Annotated in this window: 22 protein-coding genes and 1 tRNA gene; 2 read left to right on the top strand and 21 right to left on the bottom strand. The window is 33.6% G+C overall.

Going from position 1 to position 20,776, the window contains the following annotated elements:
• Positions 1 to 60: 60 nt before the first annotated feature.
• The 3 genes from K6119_RS18015 to K6119_RS18005 form a co-directional block, all read right to left on the bottom strand.
• Entirely contained in the window at positions 61 to 747 is a 687-nt protein-coding gene (locus tag K6119_RS18015; RefSeq protein WP_221834889.1) for a hypothetical protein, read from the bottom strand.
• Positions 748 to 835: 88 nt separating this feature from the next.
• A complete protein-coding gene (locus tag K6119_RS18010) occupies positions 836 to 1,270 on the bottom strand; it encodes a hypothetical protein (RefSeq protein ID WP_221834890.1) in 435 nt (144 codons plus the stop codon).
• Between the two features lie 63 nt (positions 1,271 to 1,333).
• Complete coding sequence (locus K6119_RS18005) at positions 1,334 to 1,570, bottom strand: hypothetical protein (RefSeq protein ID WP_221834891.1); 237 nt, start codon at positions 1,568 to 1,570, stop codon at positions 1,334 to 1,336.
• Positions 1,571 to 1,895: 325 nt separating this feature from the next.
• On the opposite strand from K6119_RS18005, the gene K6119_RS18000 reads away from it, so the two are divergent.
• Together K6119_RS18000 and K6119_RS17995 are read left to right on the top strand one after the other, a co-directional pair.
• Positions 1,896 to 1,969 (top strand) — tRNA-Arg (locus K6119_RS18000).
• Positions 1,970 to 2,108: 139 nt separating this feature from the next.
• Positions 2,109 to 2,615 carry a hypothetical protein gene (locus K6119_RS17995; protein WP_221834892.1) on the top strand — a complete coding sequence of 169 codons (507 nt, stop codon included), beginning with the start codon at positions 2,109 to 2,111 and terminating at the stop codon, positions 2,613 to 2,615.
• On the opposite strand, the gene K6119_RS17990 is transcribed toward K6119_RS17995, so the two are convergent.
• The 18 genes from K6119_RS17990 to K6119_RS17905 are packed head-to-tail and all read right to left on the bottom strand — an operon-like array spanning position 2,592 to position 20,771.
• Positions 2,592 to 3,521 carry a PP2C family protein-serine/threonine phosphatase gene (locus tag K6119_RS17990; RefSeq protein WP_221834893.1) on the bottom strand — a complete coding sequence of 310 codons (930 nt, stop codon included), beginning with the start codon at positions 3,519 to 3,521 and terminating at the stop codon, positions 2,592 to 2,594. The two genes, K6119_RS17995 and K6119_RS17990, sit on opposite strands and share 24 nt — an antisense overlap.
• Positions 3,514 to 4,128, bottom strand: a complete 615-nt coding sequence (locus K6119_RS17985) for a SiaB family protein kinase (RefSeq protein ID WP_221834894.1) — start codon at positions 4,126 to 4,128, stop codon at positions 3,514 to 3,516. Before K6119_RS17985 ends, K6119_RS17990 begins: the two co-directional genes overlap by 8 nt.
• Before the next feature lie 12 nt (positions 4,129 to 4,140).
• Positions 4,141 to 4,734, bottom strand: coding sequence for a chemotaxis protein CheB (locus K6119_RS17980; protein ID WP_221834895.1), 594 nt, complete (start codon positions 4,732 to 4,734; stop codon positions 4,141 to 4,143).
• A gap of 1 nt (position 4,735) precedes the next feature.
• Positions 4,736 to 5,566: a CheR family methyltransferase gene (locus K6119_RS17975; RefSeq protein ID WP_221834896.1), complete on the bottom strand. Its 831-nt coding sequence runs from the start codon at positions 5,564 to 5,566 to the stop codon at positions 4,736 to 4,738.
• 11 nt (positions 5,567 to 5,577) lie between these two features.
• The gene (locus tag K6119_RS17970; protein WP_221834897.1) at positions 5,578 to 6,021 is read right to left on the bottom strand and encodes a hypothetical protein; all 444 of its coding nucleotides are present in this window, start codon (positions 6,019 to 6,021) and stop codon (positions 5,578 to 5,580) included.
• Positions 6,022 to 6,028: 7 nt separating this feature from the next.
• Positions 6,029 to 6,934 (bottom strand): hypothetical protein, encoded by a 906-nt coding sequence (locus K6119_RS17965; protein ID WP_221834898.1) that lies wholly within the window; start codon positions 6,932 to 6,934, stop codon positions 6,029 to 6,031.
• A 5-nt stretch (positions 6,935 to 6,939) separates the two neighbouring features.
• Entirely contained in the window at positions 6,940 to 9,930 is a 2,991-nt protein-coding gene (locus K6119_RS17960; RefSeq protein ID WP_221834899.1) for an ATP-binding cassette domain-containing protein, read from the bottom strand.
• A gap of 23 nt (positions 9,931 to 9,953) precedes the next feature.
• Positions 9,954 to 10,331, bottom strand: a complete 378-nt coding sequence (locus tag K6119_RS17955) for a DUF1987 domain-containing protein (protein WP_221834900.1) — start codon at positions 10,329 to 10,331, stop codon at positions 9,954 to 9,956.
• A gap of 2 nt (positions 10,332 to 10,333) precedes the next feature.
• Positions 10,334 to 10,888: a SiaB family protein kinase gene (locus K6119_RS17950; protein ID WP_221834901.1), complete on the bottom strand. Its 555-nt coding sequence runs from the start codon at positions 10,886 to 10,888 to the stop codon at positions 10,334 to 10,336.
• 4 nt (positions 10,889 to 10,892) lie between these two features.
• Entirely contained in the window at positions 10,893 to 11,420 is a 528-nt protein-coding gene (locus tag K6119_RS17945; RefSeq protein WP_221834902.1) for a DUF6272 family protein, read from the bottom strand.
• A gap of 7 nt (positions 11,421 to 11,427) precedes the next feature.
• Positions 11,428 to 12,735: a response regulator gene (locus K6119_RS17940; RefSeq protein WP_221834903.1), complete on the bottom strand. Its 1,308-nt coding sequence runs from the start codon at positions 12,733 to 12,735 to the stop codon at positions 11,428 to 11,430.
• Positions 12,732 to 13,559, bottom strand: coding sequence for a CheR family methyltransferase (locus K6119_RS17935; protein ID WP_221834904.1), 828 nt, complete (start codon positions 13,557 to 13,559; stop codon positions 12,732 to 12,734). Before K6119_RS17935 ends, K6119_RS17940 begins: the two co-directional genes overlap by 4 nt.
• A complete protein-coding gene (locus K6119_RS17930; protein ID WP_221834905.1) occupies positions 13,559 to 14,209 on the bottom strand; it encodes a chemotaxis protein CheC in 651 nt (216 codons plus the stop codon). The genes K6119_RS17935 and K6119_RS17930 overlap by 1 nt, the downstream gene beginning before the upstream one ends.
• Positions 14,210 to 14,213: 4 nt before the next feature.
• Positions 14,214 to 16,031, bottom strand: a complete 1,818-nt coding sequence (locus K6119_RS17925) for a chemotaxis protein CheA (RefSeq protein ID WP_221834906.1) — start codon at positions 16,029 to 16,031, stop codon at positions 14,214 to 14,216.
• Between the two features lie 7 nt (positions 16,032 to 16,038).
• Entirely contained in the window at positions 16,039 to 17,088 is a 1,050-nt protein-coding gene (cheB, locus tag K6119_RS17920) for a chemotaxis-specific protein-glutamate methyltransferase CheB (protein ID WP_255714471.1), read from the bottom strand.
• Positions 17,089 to 17,101: 13 nt separating this feature from the next.
• A complete protein-coding gene (locus tag K6119_RS17915; protein ID WP_221834908.1) occupies positions 17,102 to 17,467 on the bottom strand; it encodes a response regulator in 366 nt (121 codons plus the stop codon).
• Positions 17,468 to 17,474: 7 nt separating this feature from the next.
• Positions 17,475 to 18,014 (bottom strand): chemotaxis protein CheW, encoded by a 540-nt coding sequence (locus tag K6119_RS17910; RefSeq protein WP_221834909.1) that lies wholly within the window; start codon positions 18,012 to 18,014, stop codon positions 17,475 to 17,477.
• A gap of 21 nt (positions 18,015 to 18,035) precedes the next feature.
• Positions 18,036 to 20,771 (bottom strand): PAS domain S-box protein, encoded by a 2,736-nt coding sequence (locus K6119_RS17905; protein WP_221834910.1) that lies wholly within the window; start codon positions 20,769 to 20,771, stop codon positions 18,036 to 18,038.
• Between the last annotated feature and the right edge of the window lie 5 nt (positions 20,772 to 20,776).

The following is a 20,776-nucleotide window of genomic DNA, read 5'->3' as shown; positions in this document are numbered from 1 at the left end:
CAAACTTGCCAAAGGTGTAAATTAATACCCTAAACTACGATAAAATTTCGACGAATGGTATCACAAAATTGAAAGCACAGCTTTGATAAGCTCTAATTGTTCTTCAAAATGACCTTTTTGAGCTTCGATATTAATGTACGGAATCCCATTAACACCGCAGTATACAGATAATGAACCATCATTGACAAAACGCTTATTATCTTGAAGAATTACATTGATATTTTTATCCTTTAATTTCAGATAAAAATCCAATTCTGTTGTATAGATAAAATCATCTGGATCCATTTCAGGGTTGACATAAACCTGATCTGTATTTTTAGCCTCATCTCCACCAGGTAAGTAACTTTTTATTGAATAATTTACATCCGTATTGTTATGCATTGCAATAACAACTGTCACATCATTTAGATGAAGGAGTAAACTATCAGCAAACACTTTTACAGATTTAGCAGCTTTAAAAGAAAACTTGCCTCCATCCCTCAAGGTTTTACGGCGACCTTTTTTTGTAAAGATCCTGTTAGGATCAATTGAATATGCTTTATTTCTGAGGTTAAAATCAATCCTTCTTGTCTCTTTGTGTTTTAATCTGACAAAATGAACCGGAGAAATTTTAGCGTATTCATATACCGTTTCAATACTTGTAGTTTCATCTTCATGAACATTGATAAAAAGAATAGAATCATTTACATTGCCGTACTCTTTTAAAATCTGCACGGTTGCATCTCCTATTTTTAGTGTTTTCATCATTGTTGTATCCACTTGGGTAAAACAACTACTCCCAAGACATAGCAAAGCTATTAATAAAGGAGTTTTCATAAAGACAGTTAAAGTGATTTTACTTCCAAATTCTGATTACACGATATTTTTTATCGGCATTAGACTTTTTATTCTCCTGCTCAATAGCGTGATAATCATCCAAAGTCAATAACTGATCTTCTACAAGAACAACTGCCTCAGCTTGCTCAAAACCTAATTCCTTCATTTTAGGTAATGCATTTAAGGCTTCTTGCTCATTGTGATAAGGAGCAGTAACATAAATTGAACCTTCTTCTGACTTTAAAGATGTAACGTTTCCTAGTTTCATCAACTTCTCTGCCACCGAGATTGGTACTGACGAAGAATAAGAACATAATTGGATACAGTGTTTAACTTCTGACTTTGAAGAAACAATGTTAGTGTAATCATTTTCTTTTACCGGATCATTATTAAGCGTAAAACTGCTCAATAGAACCGAGCTGCAAATAGCAACTGCGAATGTTAAAACTTTCATGATGTGTTGGTTTGTTGTTATTCGCTTTTACTGTGCAGAAAATAAAAAGGTTACAAAGCCCAATTAAAATCTTTCAGAATACTTAGACAAAAAGTCAATGTCACCTTTAAAAACCTGATTTAATTCATCACACCATCCCCTATCATCTTTCTTAATTTCTTCGCTATATCTAAAAGCCACTTGTTGCGGAGAAAATTGAATACTATCAGGAAATGCACCATGCTGAATCAGGTACTGGATAATTTTTAGACGTACGTCTTTAATGCGTCGTCTTTCAACGAATACTACTTTAGTTTCCATGGGTAATCTGGTTTGAAGGATTAGTACGAAATCAATATTTTCTAGGTTTCGATTTTAAGTCACAAATCAAAAATGAAAACCTTTTAAAACTATCTAGAATATAGTAAAATCAAGGCTTTAAAACAAGCGATTTTTTTTTATTTTTTTTATATCAATGAAATTCGTTAGTGAGATTACTAATGAATATAAAAAAATGGTTGTACTTTTGTGGCAACAAATTGGCCTCGTAGTTCATCCCGATAGCTATCGGGAGAATAGAATACCTGAAAGGGTTTGGCTCCAAATTAAAAAATAAACGATAACGATCGATTTAAAATAAAGTATTGGCCTCGTAGTTCAACTGAATAGAATACCTGATTACGGCTCAGGCGGTTGCAGGTTTGAATCCTGCCGAGGTCACGAAGAAAGCACTTCCCAGTTGGGCAGTGCTTTTTTTTTATGGGAAAATTCATGCTTTTAAACAATCTGTCCTGAATAAGAATATAAAGAGCATTAAAAATGCCGTATCAAACTTTCATAATTTGCCTAAAACCTTAATATGAAAGATATAATAAGCTATACGTCTAATGCACTTATTGAACCCCATCCAGGAATGGAAATAGCATTAGCAAATGATTCTACTGATATTGGAAAACCTGAAGAACAGGTGAAAAATATTCAAATAAAAAAAGACGATCGCTTCACCACTATATCAATTGATAACAAGTATGAACATTTAGGGTTCATGGATAAAAATTCGACCACCAAGGTACGCACTGTTATCGTTAAAGACAATGAAACAAATACTAAAGAAACTCACATAAAAAAAGTGTTTGTTACTACAAACAGTAATAATAAAAAAGAGTTTATTGTTAGAGAAATTATAGTTGATTTTGATATTGAAAGTGGAAGCAAACAGGTAAACGACCGTAAAATTCACTTTGAAACATCTTCAGATGATTCTATTGAAAATATTTTAGAACAATTAATTCAGTCCAATAACTACAAGGAACTAGGAAATACTAAGCAAATTGAATCTCCTTTAGTAGACGCATTTGATGCCTAATACTGTTACGTCATCTATTTGTTCTTGATCACCTATCCAATTTTGAAATTCATTTTCAAGAAGTTCATGTTGTTCTTTGGCAGATTTACCTTGAAAACTGATTAGCAATTCTTTAAATCTGGAGCTTTTGTATTTTTTTCCGTCAGGACCTCCGAATTGATCTACAAATCCATCAGACGTCAAGAAAAGTGAATCTCCAGATGAGAAATCAACTACGTGATCAGTAAACTTTTCTTTATTTTGATATCCTGATTCTCCAATTGACATTTTATCTCCAGTTATTCTCTCTAATTCACCATTTTCTCGTAATAAGTAGAGAGGTCTCATTGCTCCTGAATACTCAACAATTTCTGCATCAGTATCTATAATACAGATAGCTAAATCCATCCCATCTTGAATACTAGAATTTGAGTTTTCATTAAAAAGTTCATAATGTCTCTTATTGACAAACTCAAGAATTTCTGAAGGTTTTGAATAACCATATTCCTTTACCGCCTGATTGAGTAAATTATGTGAAACTATACTCATAAAAGCACCGGGAACACCATGCCCTGTGCAATCTGCTACAACAAAATAATGTCTATCATATGTAGAGTTATGCCAAACAAAATCTCCACTTATAATGTCTTTAGGTCTATACATCAGAAAATACTCCAGGCCATCAAACTCTACTAAATCTCCTATTTTAAAAATTGCATCAACCATTCTTTTGGCATACAATACACTTGATTCAAAATCAGTTACTTTTTCATCTACTTCACTATAAGCAGATTTCAGTTCACTCAAATTCTCCTGGTAATTTGATTCTTTAGAATTGGTTTTCTTGTTCTTTTGAAATAGAATTACCAGTACAACTACCAAACTAATTGATAGTACAAAAATTAATATCAGTAATAGTTTAATCATTAGATGAATTGTCTCCAATTGAGAGAGGAATGGTTAGTTTCATTATAAAAAAGTCAACTTGATCATTCACTGGCTCTACAATGAACTGAATTTTCCTCTCCGTTTTTTTCGCAATATCTATTAGACCTAAACCAGCACCTGCTTTTTGCGACAATCTGCTCTCCTTTAACTGGACCTTGTAGTATTTTTTTAATTCAGGTAAATCAAGACTATTTATATAGTTTATTTGTTCAATAAGATCTTCCATTCTATCCTTATAAACTGCGTTACCTGAAATTACAAGGTAATTTTCTTCATCTCTGGCCACAACAAAAACACCTTCTCCCGGAGACAATGACTCACCTGTAAGCATATTATCAGAGTGCTTGCAAATGTTCTGCAGACATTCAACGATTACATGATAAACTCTTTTCTTTAGTGTAAAAGATTGATCGGTTCCTGATAAATGTCTTTCAACTAAACTTGTAAATGCTTTAGTGATCGATTGATCTACTTCTCCTTCGTATACAAGAATTATATCTTTCTTTAAAAGAACTTTATGAAGTTCATGAACAAACTTTAAATATTCTTTATCAGCAACTGTTGCAATATTCTTTAATGTTTCCATAATTGCTTTTATTTAACTCACCAATTGAATTTGCTTTGTCTTGTGGATTTGAATTAAAAACTCAGTTATTTGCCTTGTATTTAACTCAAAATCAATTTGTGTTTTTTTCTTAGCAGACTTTGGCATTGTAGGAACTTGACTTTCACTAATACTTTGAATTATGGTCATACCTCCACAATCCTTCACACACTTTAATCCTATAGCTCCATCATGATTAGCGCCTGATAAAATAATTCCTAATAAATGCTTTTTATAGACATATGATGCCGATTTAAATAACAGATCAATTGCCGGCCTGGAATAATTATAATCTTCTTCTGTTGATAGAGAAATAGTTTTATCCATCTCTACACACATATGATAGTTAGCAGGTGCTAAAAAAACACTGTTTTTTTTGATCTTTTCTTTATCATACGGTTCCACCAGGTTTAAATTTGACTTTAAATTAAGTGCATTTGCAAACCCTTCCTTTCCATGTTTCATTCTGTGCATACAAATCAAAATAGGTAATGAAAAATCTTTAGGCAAATTCTGTAGAATTTCCATCATAACCGTGAAACTCCCGGCAGACCCTCCTATTACTATACACTTAATGTGATTTTTCATTTCACACCTCTTTCAATCTGAAAACTTTTGATTTATCGCTTATGGTGTTGTATTTATCATATGTAGTACTCCAAACCATTGATTCCTTGGAACCCAATATTAAATAGCCCAAAGGATTCAGACTGTTCAACATAAGTTGAAATACTTTATCCTGGAGGAATTTGTCAAAGTAAATCAAGACATTTCTACATAAAATCAGGTCAAATTTTCCAAAATCCTTATCTATTATCAAGTTGTGTTTATAGAACTTAACATTAGAAATAAGATCACTATTCATCTGTACTTTTAAACCATCACCGGTGGTCTTATAATAATTCGAAAAGGTTGAATTCCCACCTGATTTTAAGTAATTAGAATGATTAGTATCTAGGTTTCTTGCGGGATAAAGACCGTTTTTTGCAACTTCAATAACTTCTTCATTAATATCTGTTGCTACTACTGAAAATTTGGATCTTACTCCTAACTCTTCTAAAAGTATAACTAAAGAATATACCTCTTCTCCAGATGAACAGCCAACATGCCAAACACGAACCTGTTTTTTGTATAATAAAGAAGGGATTACCTCATCTCTGAGGGTAATCCACATAGTTGGATCTCTAAACATTTCAGTTGTATTAACTGTAATTTCAGTTAAAAAGTGATCAAAGAACCGTTTATTACTTACTACTTTTTCAATAAGTTCATGAACACCCGGAATTTTTTCCACCGCCATATATCTAGTAACTCTCCTTTTAAAAGAAGACATGGCATAATTGGTGAAGTCAAATCCATAGGCATTTGAAACGGCCTCATTGAGCTTTGAAATCTGTGATAGAGATATCTCTTTTTCCATTTTTCAGATCATTATTTGGCTACAGTGAACATACCTACACCACATCCTTTATCATCACCTTCAAAATTGATTACTAAGTAATAAGTTCCTGATCTTCCACATTCAAATTCTATTGCCGGGAAATGCTTTTTTGACGAATTACTTTGAGTTGAAGCCAATTTAATTTGTTCATTTGGCTTCATATAAATCGTCATTATCATTTTTGAAGTATTTTCAGGATTATCTTCTGTATAAAATTTATACTTCAATCCGGCAGTTAATGAAATGTTTAAAGTGATTTTTTCACCTTTTTTTAGGGAAACTCTATAATCTTTAATTAATCTAAAATTTCCAATAGCTTTCATTGCTTTTGTATATTCTTCGTCACCTGTACACTTCCCAGGACCCGGAAGTAATGAGGTGAATACAAAAAATGATATCATTAAAGTCCCTATTATTCCTATCTTTCTTTTCATAACTCAACTATTTTAACAGGGTGTTTCTTATTTTTTTGGTTCCTTGAATGATTTTTTCAATCACTCCATCCTCAGCATGAATAATTGTTTCACTATTATCAATGATAATTACTGATCCATCTACCTCTTCAATAGTAGGTTCCTTTAAAATTTCCTCGATTTCAACATTTTCATACAAATCCACCAAAGGTTTCATGTTTGTTGCCAATTCTTGGAAGTAGCTATCTGAAGAAGATTTAAAAATCCTGTTCAATTCAATGACAAAGTTCTTTTGTTCAGCAACTCTGTTCATCATTTCAGGATCCTTAGATCTGTCTGCCATTTCTGCAATAACATATGCACCTTCTAGCCATGTTCCAAAAACTATTAAAAGTGAAATTTCATCACGACCTTGTTCCCTAAGATGCGCTTCCATATCATTGAAACTTTCGGTTGACATCTGTATCAAAGAATCTATGTTGTCAACATTCTCCGCCATTTCTAGCATGGTATGAAAATCAAAGAAGCTATCAAGGTCAAGGTCTTTGGCTAAACTTCTAGTAATTTTAAGGTAGTCCGGTACAATATGTACTTTGTTATAGATATTCAGATACCCCATATCTGCTCCGTAAGCTCCCATAGCAGTAGCCTTCTCATAGCTCGTTGAAAATCTTTCAACACTATCCGCCGGCAAAAGAATATCAGCCGAGAAGTCATAATCTGCATTTTTTATGACCATTGCCATTTCTATTGGAGTTGGAAATGTTTCTATGAGATTAAAGATTTCTTCTTCGCTAATTTCATTTGAAGTTTCGTCCGGTTCCATCATCTCCTTTTCCAAGGAATTTTCACCTTCACCTCCTCCACATGATTGCATTGAAGCAATTAATAGGGAGGTAAATACTACACCAATTAGGTTTATTTTTCTTTTCATATAATTTAAATTAAAGACATTAATTTTTTTAAGACATTAAAATAAAGCATCACAAAAAGGCCAATATTAAATAGCCATATTACTGACATATTGAACCAAAATGCGCTTACCGATTTTCCAAAAACTGATTTGTAATTTTCGTACATGAAATTTCCTTTTCCAGGATAATCAGGATGTAAATGATCTCTCATGAAAACGTGATCATAATTTTGATAAACAAAATCATCTTCAACAAAGTATCTGTTTTCAGTTAATGTATTTTGAGTAATCTCTGCCACATCATTATTGAATGACTGATTTCTCATATTAAGTAATACCTCCTTACTATAAGATTGCTGTAACTCCCTGATTTTTTCATCTTTGAGTCGAATTATGTTATTGTATTTGTCTTTATAGTAATCGGTTAAAAACTCTACAATAGCATATGCTTGTTCAATACTATTATCACTGAAATTTAGCTGCTGATCACCTTCAATTCCTGATCTTTTGATCTCAAAATTTAAAGTGTTTAAAACGGTAGCAGAACAAACACTAGTTTCTGAATCACCATTTTCCGATTGCTCATTCAACAAATCTTCCAAATAAGGATATAAATAAGCCGTTCTGTACGTGTAATCACTCAATAGCTGATCATATTCATAGAACTCTTTTTGGTAAGCATTATCAGTGAACTGTGCCACCATGATGCTTTCATAAGCCCAATTTGATATCATCAACCTGGAAATAACAGGAACTCTATATCCTCCTCCTATAATTTTATTAAGGTTAACAAACTTGAACATTGCCCCACCTAAAATCATTTGGGGAATTATAATAAGCGGAATAACAATGTAGATGGTAACTATTGATTTAAAGCTTGAAGAAAGTATTAATCCTGTGATGTTTCCAAATACAAAAACAGAGAAAATAATCAACCAATAGACTAGAAAATTTTCATGAATTTCTAAAACTAAATTTCCTACAAGAACCAGTAAAAATGACTGTAAAGCAGAAAGAAGTATTAGATAGATAGTTTTTGATCCTAAATAACTCAATCTTGATAGCCTCAGAAACTGCTCTCTCTTTAAAATCTTTTGATCTTTAAAAATTTCTTCCGCACTAATCGTTAAACCTACAAAGAGTGCAACTATTACTAACATAAAGATATATGCCGGAATATTTTGATTTAAACCAAAGGCATAAGTCTCTGAATTGACTGAAGCACTTCTAATGACAAAACTCAGTACAAATGCTAAAACCGGTGCCTCAAGTAAGGCTATTAATAAATATTGTTTATCACTAATTCTGGATAAAAAATCTCTGGTAAAAAACACCTTGAACTGTTTCAACAATGATGGAGTACCAATTTTATCAAGAGACTCAACTTTCAATTGTTTTGGACTTTCATCAATTGCAATTTTATCTCTGTAAAACTCATTCCACTTTATAGGTGTAATTTTTCTGTGTTCGGTGTAGTTACCAAACTCATCAACCTCTTTATCTTCAAGCGTGTCAAAAATTTGTTCAGGATTTACATTTCCGCATACCTCACACTCCCCTTTTTCTTGGTTAATTTGGTTGGTTAGGGTTTTGAAATAAATAACTGATTCAATTGGATTTCCATAGTAAACCGGTAATCCTCCCAAATCCAAGATCATTAATTTGTCAAAGAGTTTGAAAATTTCACTAGATGGCTGATGGATTACAACAAAAATAATTTTACCTGAATGGGATAATAATTTCAGGAGATCCATCACATTTTCAGAATCCTTTGAGGACAATCCTGAAGTTGGTTCATCAACGAACAAGACAAGTGGCTCACGTATCAATTCTAAGGCAATGTTTAGCCTCTTTCTTTGCCCTCCACTGATCTTTTTATTGAGTGCATTTCCAACCTTAATATCCTTTATTTCTGCCAAACCTAAATCTGACAGCACCTTCATTATTCTCTCTTCTATCTCTTCCTCACTCCATTTACCATTAATTAGTTTTGCATTGTAATACAAGTTTTGGTAAACCGTCAATTCTTCCATTAAAAGATCATCCTGAGGGATATATCCAATATTTGATCTAGCCTCTTCTGTAGTGATATCATGACCATTAAGTTTGATATCTGCTTCAGGAGATTTTAATTGACCCGATAGGATATTTAGCATGGTAGTTTTTCCAGCTCCGGATCCACCCATAATACCAAAAAGAGTACCCGACCTTTCAATAACTTCAATATCTTTTAGCGCTACTTTACCACCTTTCCAAGTATGGGTCGGGATACTGGCATTAAATACAACTTCTTTAATATCACCCTTGGCTCTGAAATTATTTAAAACTTCATTAAAGAAAACTGATCCTTTGTTAGTTCTTATGGTTGCTCCATCAGTAAGGATGTGGATTTTAATAGGCTTTACCTGTAATCCATTTAAATGAATACTTTCTTCACCCCAAAATCTAAATAAAATCAAATTTGCAGATTCAATGTAGCAGAAGAATAATATATTCTGAATACCTTCTTTTACAAAAACTTCATCCGTATTAACCTGAGCATGATGTGCGGGATCTAAATGGATTTGAATATCCTTATTTCCTTTAATATCTTCTAAGGTATTTGCTGCTGAAAACTCAATGATTCTGGCAAATTCATCCTTGTCAATTTTGAAGATTTTACCAATAGTTTCAACAATTTCTAACCTCAATCCTGAATCATTTTCGGATACGTAGATGAACTCACAAATACGCACTAAAACGACTGATTTTTGTTTTTGAGAAAGTGTTTTATTAATTCTCTTGCATATTGACAAAGTCCTCACTGAATCTTTTACTGAGGTTACACCGCCAGTAGTAGTTTGCTGCTGATTTTTGTAATCTACGTATTGATCAAAATAGGTATCAAAACGATCAATTGATATTTGAGACAGCAAAAATTCTTTTACGAACTCGTCATGGTTCTTATTACCACCGTCCTCTTGTTTAGAGATGATGGCAAATAATTGCATTAATGCTTTGAGAATTTCTTCACTCATTTTTTAAGTTTTGATTTGTTATTTTAAACTGCGACAACTTCAAACGGAACTTCAACCAGTTCAGAATACTCTTCAGCTGCTTCTTGCATGTCAACGTCTCTTGCATCATGAGACCAGATCACTTTAATTGTGTTGTTTCCATCCATATGGATATCTTCCAACTTCATAAGAATGTCCAAAATCAATTTTGATGATGCAGTATTAAAGTACTCAAGACCAACATGCAAAGTGCAATCATTTCCAGAACTTGCTTCTAGCTCATCTAACCAATCCAATACTGGTTGATAGAATTTTGTAACGTCTTCTGGAAGTGATCTTCCACTAATCTTCAGGTTGTTTGTACCCGGATCAAAATCTATTGATGGTGTATCCTCAGTAGCTTCAATAATTAACCTTTCCATAACTATGCGTTTTTATTTATAATTGTTTTTAAAATGAAATATTCATAAGTGCCGGAGTTGATATCCATAAAATTGTACTCCAATTTATTCCCGGTTTTTCTTGCCATATCAATAAATCCAAGGCCTGCTCCTCCTACTTCAGAAATTCTTGAAGCTAATCTTGCCTCCTTGTAATATGCTTTAAGTGCTTCAGCACTATCCATGCTATTCACCTTATCTATTTTTGATTTCAGGCCTTCAATTGTCTCTTTTTTACAGAGATTTCCTGTGATCAAATAGAAATCTTCATCTTCTTCCATTATCAGGAAAATGGGTTTAGTTTCAGCATCAAAATCTGCGTATTGATGTTTGGTTATGTTTTGTAACATTTCCACCATTACGTTGAAAATTTTTCTTTTTATCATTTCATCAATACCGGAAGATTCAAGTTTATCCTCTGTGTATTTCAGCATTGATTTAATAATCTCTTGATCAAAATCTCCAGTATAAACTAGTACCGCATTTTCAGCATTCATGATAGAATGCACTTCCTTAAAAGAATTCAGTGAAATACTCATTTTCCTAATTTGTTATATCAATTTTTAGCATTAAAAATGTTCCGTCTTCACCATCTTCAAAATAGAAGTTCACATTTCTGTTTGATCTGATATAGATTTCCATAAATGTTAACTCATCCTGCATTTCACTGGTTAAAACTTCTCTGTTTCCCATTATGCTTAACTTATCTTTCTTAATCTCATTCAGTTCTTTTGACTGTAATTGGTCTAGCAGGTTTTTTAATCGCTCTTTTCTTTGTTCATTCACTTTGGTTCCTGCTGCTATTTGAAATCCGTTCTCTATTCTATTCATCAAAAGGACAGAATCTCTATCTTCATAATTGTTAGTCTCTGAAGAACACACGTTTTGAACGCATTCAACAATGACACTAAAAACTCTGTTTTTAACCTGAATTTCTACCTCATCTTCACTGATTTTTGTATCAGTTATTTTTAATACTGACTTAGCTAAAAGATTCTCAAAATTGTCTCTAATAGCTATGAGGTAATTGTTCTTTACCATCAATTTTTGTAATTCAAGAACGAACTGCATATTCAAATTAAATTTCTATTCCAAATAATATCACATCATCAATTTGCTTGTTATCACCCATCCAACTATAAAATTTCTCCTCCGCTTTTTTTCCTAATTCAGCTATTGGTGTTTTAGCATTCTCAATGATAAATTCTTTTAAACCAGTTGACATTAACTTTCTATTTTCTGGTCCTCCCAACTGATCAATCATTCCATCCGAAAAGACAAATACTTTATCTCCCGGCTTTACATCCACTATGTGATCATTGTATTTGTTTCTATTGCGATATTGAACTCCTCCTACCGGGAACCTGCTTCCTTTATACTCAATTAACTCTTCACCTCTTAAAAGATAAAGCGGTAAATGTGCCCCAGAGAACATTAGTTCAGAACGATCTCTTTTTAATCTGCATAGGGCAATATCCATCCCATCTGCGGCCTTATTATCCGGGTCATCTTGCTTTAATGTCTTTACAACACCACTGTGAAGTTCGGCAAGCATTTCAGCCGGAGTTTTCATTTTGAGTTCGTTGTTTACTACATCATTCAACAATAGATTTCCAATCATTGACATCATTGCACCCGGCACTCCGTGACCTGTACAATCTACAGCTGCATAATAGATATATTCACCTCTATCATACAACCAAGGAAAATCACCACTTACAACATCTTTTGGTTTATAGAATAAGAAGTAGTTTTTAAGACATTCATCCATCAAATTCTCAGATGGTGCAGTACAACTTTGAATTCTTTTAGCATAGTTGATACTGTCAAGAATTTTTTTGTTTTGTACCTCAATTATTTCTTTTGTCTTTTGAAGCTCATTTTTTAATTCCCTTTCTCTCCAGGTTGCAGTTATTAAATGTGCATTAGTTTCTGAAAGTTCTTTGATGTTAATTTCTTTAGTCTCAACATCTTTAACCAACTTATTAAACTCTTCTTTTTGTTTTTGAAATCTGCTTAAAGAGATTTTCAAAGTTGTTGCCAATTGTTTTTCGTCAAAAGGTTTTTGGATATATGCGCTAGGAAATGTATTCTCTGCCTCATGAATTTGATCATCATCAGTTGAAGAGCTAAGAAATATTACGGGTAGATCTTCTGTTTCCTTAATCTTTTTCACTAAATCAATGCCTGTCATCTTCCCTTTTAAACCGATATCCACCAACATCATGTCTGGCATTTTTTCATTAAACTTTTGAATAGCTGCTTCTCCAGAGTTTTCCAGACCTATAACATCATATCCAAGATTTTTTACAACTCTTGAGAGATGCATTCCAATGATTTGTTCGTCTTCAACAATCAATATTTTAGCATGTCCGTTCTCTATCATAATACCTTTTTGTAAATTCTTGTTTTGGAATCGTATACCTTAAAAAGCTCTTTGCTTTCAGGTGGTAGCATATCATAATATCCTATTACAAAGTAGCCGTCATCTGCCAAAGACTCATGAAATAGTTTCAGCACTTTCATTTTTAAACCATCATCAAAATAGATCATCACATTTCGACAAAATATCATATCAAAAGTTTGATCCATTTTATCCTGAACCAGATTGTGTCTTTCGTAAGTAACATGTCTTTTCAGATCAGGTTTAACAACTGCGTACTTTTCTCCAAACTCAAAACTTTGTTTTAAATCTCCATTTGGTAAAAATTTGGAGAAAGAGGTTAAATATTTATTCATCAGAACATTAGAGTATTTAGCTTCCTTAGCTTGCTCGAGAATTGTTGCGCTCAAGTCCGTTCCCAATGTTTGTGTTCTTCTAAGCATGTTTAAGCTTTTTAGAACAATGGCCATAGTGTAAACTTCTTCACCTGATGAGCAGCCTGCATGCCACATTTTTAAACTACTTTTTAAACTGTATTGAGGTAAAATCTCCTCTTTCATTTTAATCCATATCTCTGGATTTCTGAATAGTTCAGTAAGATTAACCGTTAATTCATCAATGCATCCGGTAAAAAAATCTCTATCTGACATTATCTTAGACCACAAGGGCAGGATGGAATCCCATTGATTTCTCATTACAAGCCTTGAAAAACCTCTCTTCAACGATTTACGCTCATAATTTGTAAAATCAATTCCGTACCTCTGCTTAATAGCGGTAGTCAAGGAATCTAATTCCTCATCAGATATCATTTTTTCTGCCGTAGTCATTATTGATTCTTTGCTTTTCTAATTTTTTCAATAATGTCATTGTTTTGAACAATCACGTTCTTTACCCCTTCCAAATAATTATCATCTAAAAGCCAAATAAAATCAGGGTTAATATCCAGACCTTTAGTTTTAAATTCTGATTTGAAGTACAAAAAGTAATTTGTGCTGTTTCTTGCTGATGAAAAAATCTGCATAAAGCCATTGGGAAGTGTTCTTGAAATTGCAGGTACATTGCCATACATTTTATAGTTTAATGCATTTGCAAGCTGCGTAACTACCGAAGCAACAATTATATTATCCATCTCTAAAAGAATGGCATCACCCATTACTTTCAATTTATCAGGATCATTCCTAACCGACTCCGGCAAACTAACTTCCAGGATTCTATTTACCTCTTCTTCTGAAAAAATCAAGTAACAAACTCCACCTACTTCACCCATAATTTCTGTGGATAAAATAGCTAGCTCTTGATTATCTTCTTTACTCAATAATCTACCAATAAATGACATTGGTTTAATTTGAACATCTGTGCTATGAATAGACACTTCATCTTTTGTAAAAAAAGCCATAGACTGTGCCGCTTTTTCTAAACCAACATTGATCAATTCCTTGGTCAATTCCAATTCTGTTTTGTCAAATTCTAAATCCATTGATCTAATTTTTATCATTAAATAAAGTGCCTATTATGTTAGCAATGTCCAGCACTAAACAAACATTACCATTCCCCAATATTGTTGCACCACTTACAAGATCAATATCATGAAGTGGCGGTTCCAATGTTTTTTCTACTATTTCTTTTTGTTGAAGTAGTTTGTCTACCACAAATCCAACATATTTATTACCATAAGAAGCAACTAAAACATCTAGTTTCTGATCATCTGTTACCTGATCAAATGTGGCATGAAGATTTACCTCATCACTCAATTCAGAAAGATTGTTGATGTTGTATAAGTCATTCAAAAAGATGATAGAAATAGTTTTACCCAGATAGCTAGCCATTAAGCCATTACTAACTTTATGTATGTCTTTTTTGGTGAGCGAAACTACTGCCTCTGTATACGAAAGTGCAACGGCATATTCTTGATTATTTAACTCAAAAAGAAGTGCACCTTTAACTGCCATTGAAGAAGGAAGAGATAAAGAAATAGTTGATCCTTTTCCAACTTCTGTTTTTACTTTAATATTTCCACCTATAGATTCTGTAGCTTTTTTCACTACATCCATTCCTACACCTCTTCCAGAAACCTCTGTTATTTTATCTGCATTAGAAAATCCAGGTTCAAAAATCAACATGATGATTTCATCTTCAGAAGCCTGATTGATGTACTCTTGGCTTACAATACCCATTTTAACGGCTTTTTTACCAATAGTCGAATAATCTATTCCTGCACCATCATCAATTATATCAATTATGACAGTATCTTTTTCATTTCTTGCTCTGAGTGTAACTTGACCTCTTTCTTTTTTCTTTAGCTTTTTTCTGTCAGCAGGCTTTTCTATACCATGACTCACTGAATTTCTGACTAAATGAATTAGAGAGTCAGACATGATTTTCAGAATATTTCTGTCAATTTCAATTTCTGTTCCTTCAAGATTCAAATCAACCTTTTTGCCTTCAATATTGGCAACGTCTCTAATTATCCTGTGAAATTTATTGAACAAAAAACCAATTTGAATCAATCTCACATCCATAACACCATACTGTAAATCTGATGTTATGCGTTGAAGACGAGCTAACATATTTGAATTGAACCCGTGCTCAGCATTTTTTGATATCAAACTATCTCTTTCAATGATCAATTCACCAACCAGATTCATTAAGCTATCCAGTTTTCTAACAGGTACCTGAACTAAATCTGAGAAAACTATTTTAGGTTGATCTTCATCTTCAATTTGTTCTGCTTCTTCCAGATTGATATCCTGAACTGCATCTTCTTCTATTTCTTCTTGAGTTTCCGATACTTCTGTTTCAACTTCTTTTACTTCTGCTTCTCCGGTTTCTACAAGTTCTTCTGATTCATTTTGAGGCTCACTTTCAGTTTCTGTCTCTACACTTTCAACCTTCTCCTCATTGTCTTCTTCTCTTTCATCTCTCGCATTTTTAAGAAAAACAGATAGCTTGGTTCTAATGCCTTTATAATTGACTTTTTCTTCAGAATTTATTGCATCTATCAGCAAACCTAATTTATCATTGGCCTTGAATAGATTATTAAAAAGGTCTTCGTCAAGTGAGATTTTACCTTCTTTTACTTCACTGAATACATCTTCCATCACATGGGCCAGATCCGCAATTGCTTCGAACCCCATTCCCATGGCATTTCCTTTTAATGTATGTGTAATTCTAAAGATTTGATTAATCGCCTTTTTATCCGCATGATTCTTTTCCAAAACTGTGAATAGCTTATTCAACTCTTCATAGTTTTCAAGCGCTTCTGCGACAAACATTTCTTTATAATCGTCTTTTGTAGCCATATTAAATTTATGATAAGCAGCTTACTATAAATCCTGCCATTTCATGAATACTCACTGCTTTATGGATTACACCTCTTTCTGCAACTTCTTTTGGCATTCCATATACCACAGATGATGTTTTATCTTGACCGATTGTATAACCACCGGACTTATATATTGCAGACAAACCATTTGCCCCATCTTTCCCCATTCCTGTAAGCACAACCCCTATTGTTTTATTCTTGTACACCTCATTTGCAGATAACATCAAAGCATTAATTGAAGGATTGTTATATTCTGGGTATTTCACTTGAGTAAAACCGATAACAACCTTATTATTTAAATTCCTTTTCACTATCATATTTCTATCCCCAGGTGCCAGATAAATATTTCCGGGCAAAATCTCTTCGTTTTCGTATCCTATTTTCACTCTCAGGGGTGTTAATCCATCCAATCGTTTTGCAAACGACGGTATAAAATTTGCGGGCATATGTTGCGCAATTATTACCGGAATTGGTAAGTTTTCGGGCAATTTGGTTATAACTCTTTCTAAAGCTGTAGGACCACCTGTGGAAGCGCCAATCACAATCACATGATAATTCAGATTTGAATCAAAAGTGTGAGTAAAAGTGTTTCTTTTAATGGTAGCATTTTCAGTTGAAAAATGTTTGTTATTAGTTAAGGCTGCCGTTTTAATCTTTTCAATAATTTGATGATCAATGGCTCTTACCTTTGCTTTGTTATCAACTGGTTTGTTTAAATAATCAAAAGCTCCTAATCTCAACGCTTCTAATACGGGTTCTAAATTTGTGTTTCCAACAGCACTAAGTATGATAATTGGAACTTTGTATTTTTCAAGAATATGCTTAACACCATAAAGGCCGTCATACTCACCCATATTCATGTCCATCAAAACAACATCCGGCTTTGTTCTTACCACAACTTCAACTGCTTCTTTGCCATCTAAGGCTGTTCCTACCACATTTAGCCCTGGTTCTGAGTTAATAATGTCTGATATGATTAATCTCATCAGACCGGAATCTTCAACTATAACGACCCTAATTTCCTTGCTCAACATGTATTAGTTCCGTCTATCCAAAAATTTTACTAACTGACTCTATTAATTGCTCGGATGTAAAAGGCTTAACGATATAATCTTCCGCTCCAATTGACATTCCTTCCTGCACTACAGATTCTTGTCCTACAGCAGATATCATTATAACTTTAGACTTTAACGCCTCTTCTCCTTTGATTACTTTTAGGATATCAATCCCAATCATATCCGGAAGGATATTATCCAATGTAATTAGATCAGGGTTAAGCTCCATAGCTTGGTCAATTGCCGACTCACCATTAGCAGCTTCTCCAAGCACTTCATAACCTGCTTCTTCTAAAGCATCTTTAATCAATGTTCGCATGTACATTGAATCATCAACTATTAAAACTGTCTTTTTCATATAGGTTCTATTTCTTAGTTAGTTTATTTAAATCTTCAGCTTCCATCATTTTGATCATATCAACCATGATGATCATTCTTTCTCCAGATTTCACAATACCTCTAATACAATCTTGATCTAGGTTTGAATACTGTAAAACTGTGGTAGAATTATCGATATCCTTTTCAGCAACTGTTAAAGTGTTAGGCACCTCCTTTACCAGAATTCCAATCTTAAATGAATCGGATTCTACAACTAGGGTATAGTTTCCTTTTTCCTCTAATTTTGCAGTATCACTTAAATTGAATTTTCTTTCAAGATCCACAATGGCAATTACGTTACCTCTGATATTAGCAACACCTTTGATGTAATCAGGTGTTTGCGGAATTTTAGCTATCCCAGGTGTCAATACCACCTCTTTGATTTGATCAATATTCAGGGCATATTCTTCTTCTCCCAATTTGAAAATGATCAATTGCACAAGGGTACCAACCTCCTCTTGCTTTTTTTCAAGAGCAGCTTGTTTTCTAACTTCTTCAACCGTTAACTCTTTTTTTTCTGATGTCATAATCGAGTGAGTTTTAGGTTATTATTTTAAGTTAAATTTCGAAACGCCATCTTGAAGTTGATTTGCCACTTCAGATAGTTGCTGACTTGTTGCAGTAACTTCTTCCATTCCTTGAGAAAGTTCTCTTGAAGAGGTAGCTACTTGTTCAGAACCAGCTGCAGTTTCTTCACTCACCACTACAATCTGTTCAATATTCTTTACTGTGCTATTTATTGACTCTTTTTGAGTAACTGTAGCTTGCTGAATTTCTTCAGAAAGCGCTAATGTTTCTGCCGTAGATTTTTCAATGATGCTAAAAACTTCTTCAGCCTCACGTGAAGCTTGGTTTCCATTTTTAACACTGTTACCCATTGTATCAATAGCTTTGCTAGCCTGAGTAATGTCTTTTTGAACGGCTGAAATAACTTTTTGAATTTCTACAGCTGAATTTCTTGAATCCTCAGCCAATTTTCTAATTTCTTCAGCAACTACAGCAAAACCTCTTCCAGCTTCACCGGCTCTTGCCGCCTCGATAGCTGCGTTCAAAGCCAACAAGTTAGTTTGAGCAGCAATGTCAGTAATTACATTCAGTGTTAAAGCAATCTCTTCTGATCTCTGATTTAAAACATTGATAGATTCTGAAGTTGTGTCTGCCGAACCTTGTATTTCAAGCATATTTTCAACAACTTTTTGTACTGTTGCAAGTCCGTCTTTTGATGATTTCTGACCATTTTCAGCTGCTTTATTAATCATATCGGCTTTCACACCCATGTCTGTTGAAGTTCTCATTACTCCTTCAACTAGTTTAGAAGCTTCATCAGTTTGAGATGCTTGTTGATGTGCTCCTTCAGCCATTTGCTGAATTGCAGACGCAACTTCCTGTGTAGTACTTTGCATTTGATCAGCTTTGGTTAACAACTCCTCTGAAGAAGAACCAAGTAAATTTGTGATCTCATTAATTGAAGAAAGAATATCATTAAAGCTTCTAATAGCAACGTTTAAAGATTGTCCCATTTCTTCAACATATTGCTCTGCATTTTGAGCTTTATATTCCTGAGAAAGATCCCCTTGTGCCAATGATTCCAACAACTTACTTACTTCAAGAATAGGTTGTTTTACATTGGTAATATCATTTGCAATTTTTATAACCTTGAATACATTTCCATTTTCATCTTTAACAGGTGTGTATGATGCATTAATCCAAATTTCTGAACCGTCCTTACGGATACGCTTAAATTCACCAGACTGAACCACTCCATTTGCTAATTCATTCCAGAAAGTAACATAATCTGAGCTTCCACTATACTCAGCTTCACAAAACATTCTGTGATGATTCCCGGCCAAATCTTTTGGCGAATTATAACCAAGCGCATTTACAAAATTTTGATTGGCTTCAATAATAGTTCCATCAGGATGAAATTCAATACATGCCCAACCGGTATCCACTGCAGCTTGTAAGCTGTTTGCCTTAACCTTAGATGCTCTTTCTTCAGTTATATCCTTAATAAATGCAGTGTACTGTGTACCATCATCTGTTTTAACTTTACTTAAAGAAAGATTGATCCAGAACTTAGATCCGTCCTTTTTAGTAGCTTCTAAATCTCTTGATTTACCAACCACTCTATCTTCTCCCGTAGTTTTATTTCTATTGATATAATCGTCATGCGGGCCTCTATGTTCCATTGGAACAATCATCTTCACATTTTGGCCCATTACTTCTTCCTTGTTATAGCCAAACATTCTGACAGCAGCATCATTGAAGAAAATAATATTGTGATCGTTATCTATTGTAATGATTGAATCTAAAGCTTGAGCCAGAGTACTCTCCATAATCTTCTTCTCTGCTTCAATGGCTTCTTGCGTAGCCTCAAGCTCTTCCATATTCTGTCTCAATTCTTCTTCTTGTGCCTGTAATTCCTCAGCTGCCTGAGCTGCTTCTTCACGCATTTTCTTTTGATCAGAAATATCTTTTACAGTGGCCATGAAGTAAGTTTTATCTCCTTCGGCAAACTTTGTCATGGTCAACATTACCGGTACACGAGAACCGTCTTTTCTTTCAACTTCAACTTCTCTACCCGTACCTACTATTTTGTCAACACCTGTTCTAATGTTATCATCCACATAATTGTCATGATTTGCTTGATGTTCTGTTGGAACAAAATTCTTGATGTTTTTTCCAATTGTTTCTGAAGCAGTATATCCCCAGATTTTTTCAGCTGCTTGATTCCAAAATATCACACTTCGTGTTTCATCAATTGTAACAACTGCATCTGCTGCGTATTGAAGCAAGTTTTTATAAAGGTTTCCAGAGTCTGCATTAGTTCCGTTACCTGTTTTTATTACTTTAGGTTGATTATCATTAGTTCCCATTGGTCTTTCTTTTTCTTCATTATTTTTATTACTTCCTAAAACATCATCTTTTACACTTAGCGCTACTTCCACTACCTCATCAATCAATTTTTGATCAACATCAAGTTCTTTTAGCGTTTCAACCAGATGTCCTGCTACTGCATTAAAATGGTCTTCATTCATTCCCATAGACTGAGGTCTATGATGAGCGGAATTCATGTCTTTTCCTGTGTATTTTACTGGGCCTCCGAACGCAAAAGCTAAAAAGGCCCTTTGTTTATTTTTTTGTTTTTGTATATCTACCCCTTCAAAAAAATGATTGATGCTTTCATCAGCCATAATTTTGTCGTAGAAAATATCTACAGCTGCGTTTAAAGCTTCTTTTCCGCCAATTCTTTCAAAAAGTGATTTTTTTGTTTTTGGTGCCATCTTAA

It is taken from the genome of Paracrocinitomix mangrovi (assembly GCF_019740355.2).
GTDB classification, from domain to species: domain Bacteria; phylum Bacteroidota; class Bacteroidia; order Flavobacteriales_D; family Crocinitomicaceae; genus Paracrocinitomix; species Paracrocinitomix mangrovi.
This window is presented reverse-complemented; position numbering and strand designations above follow the sequence as displayed.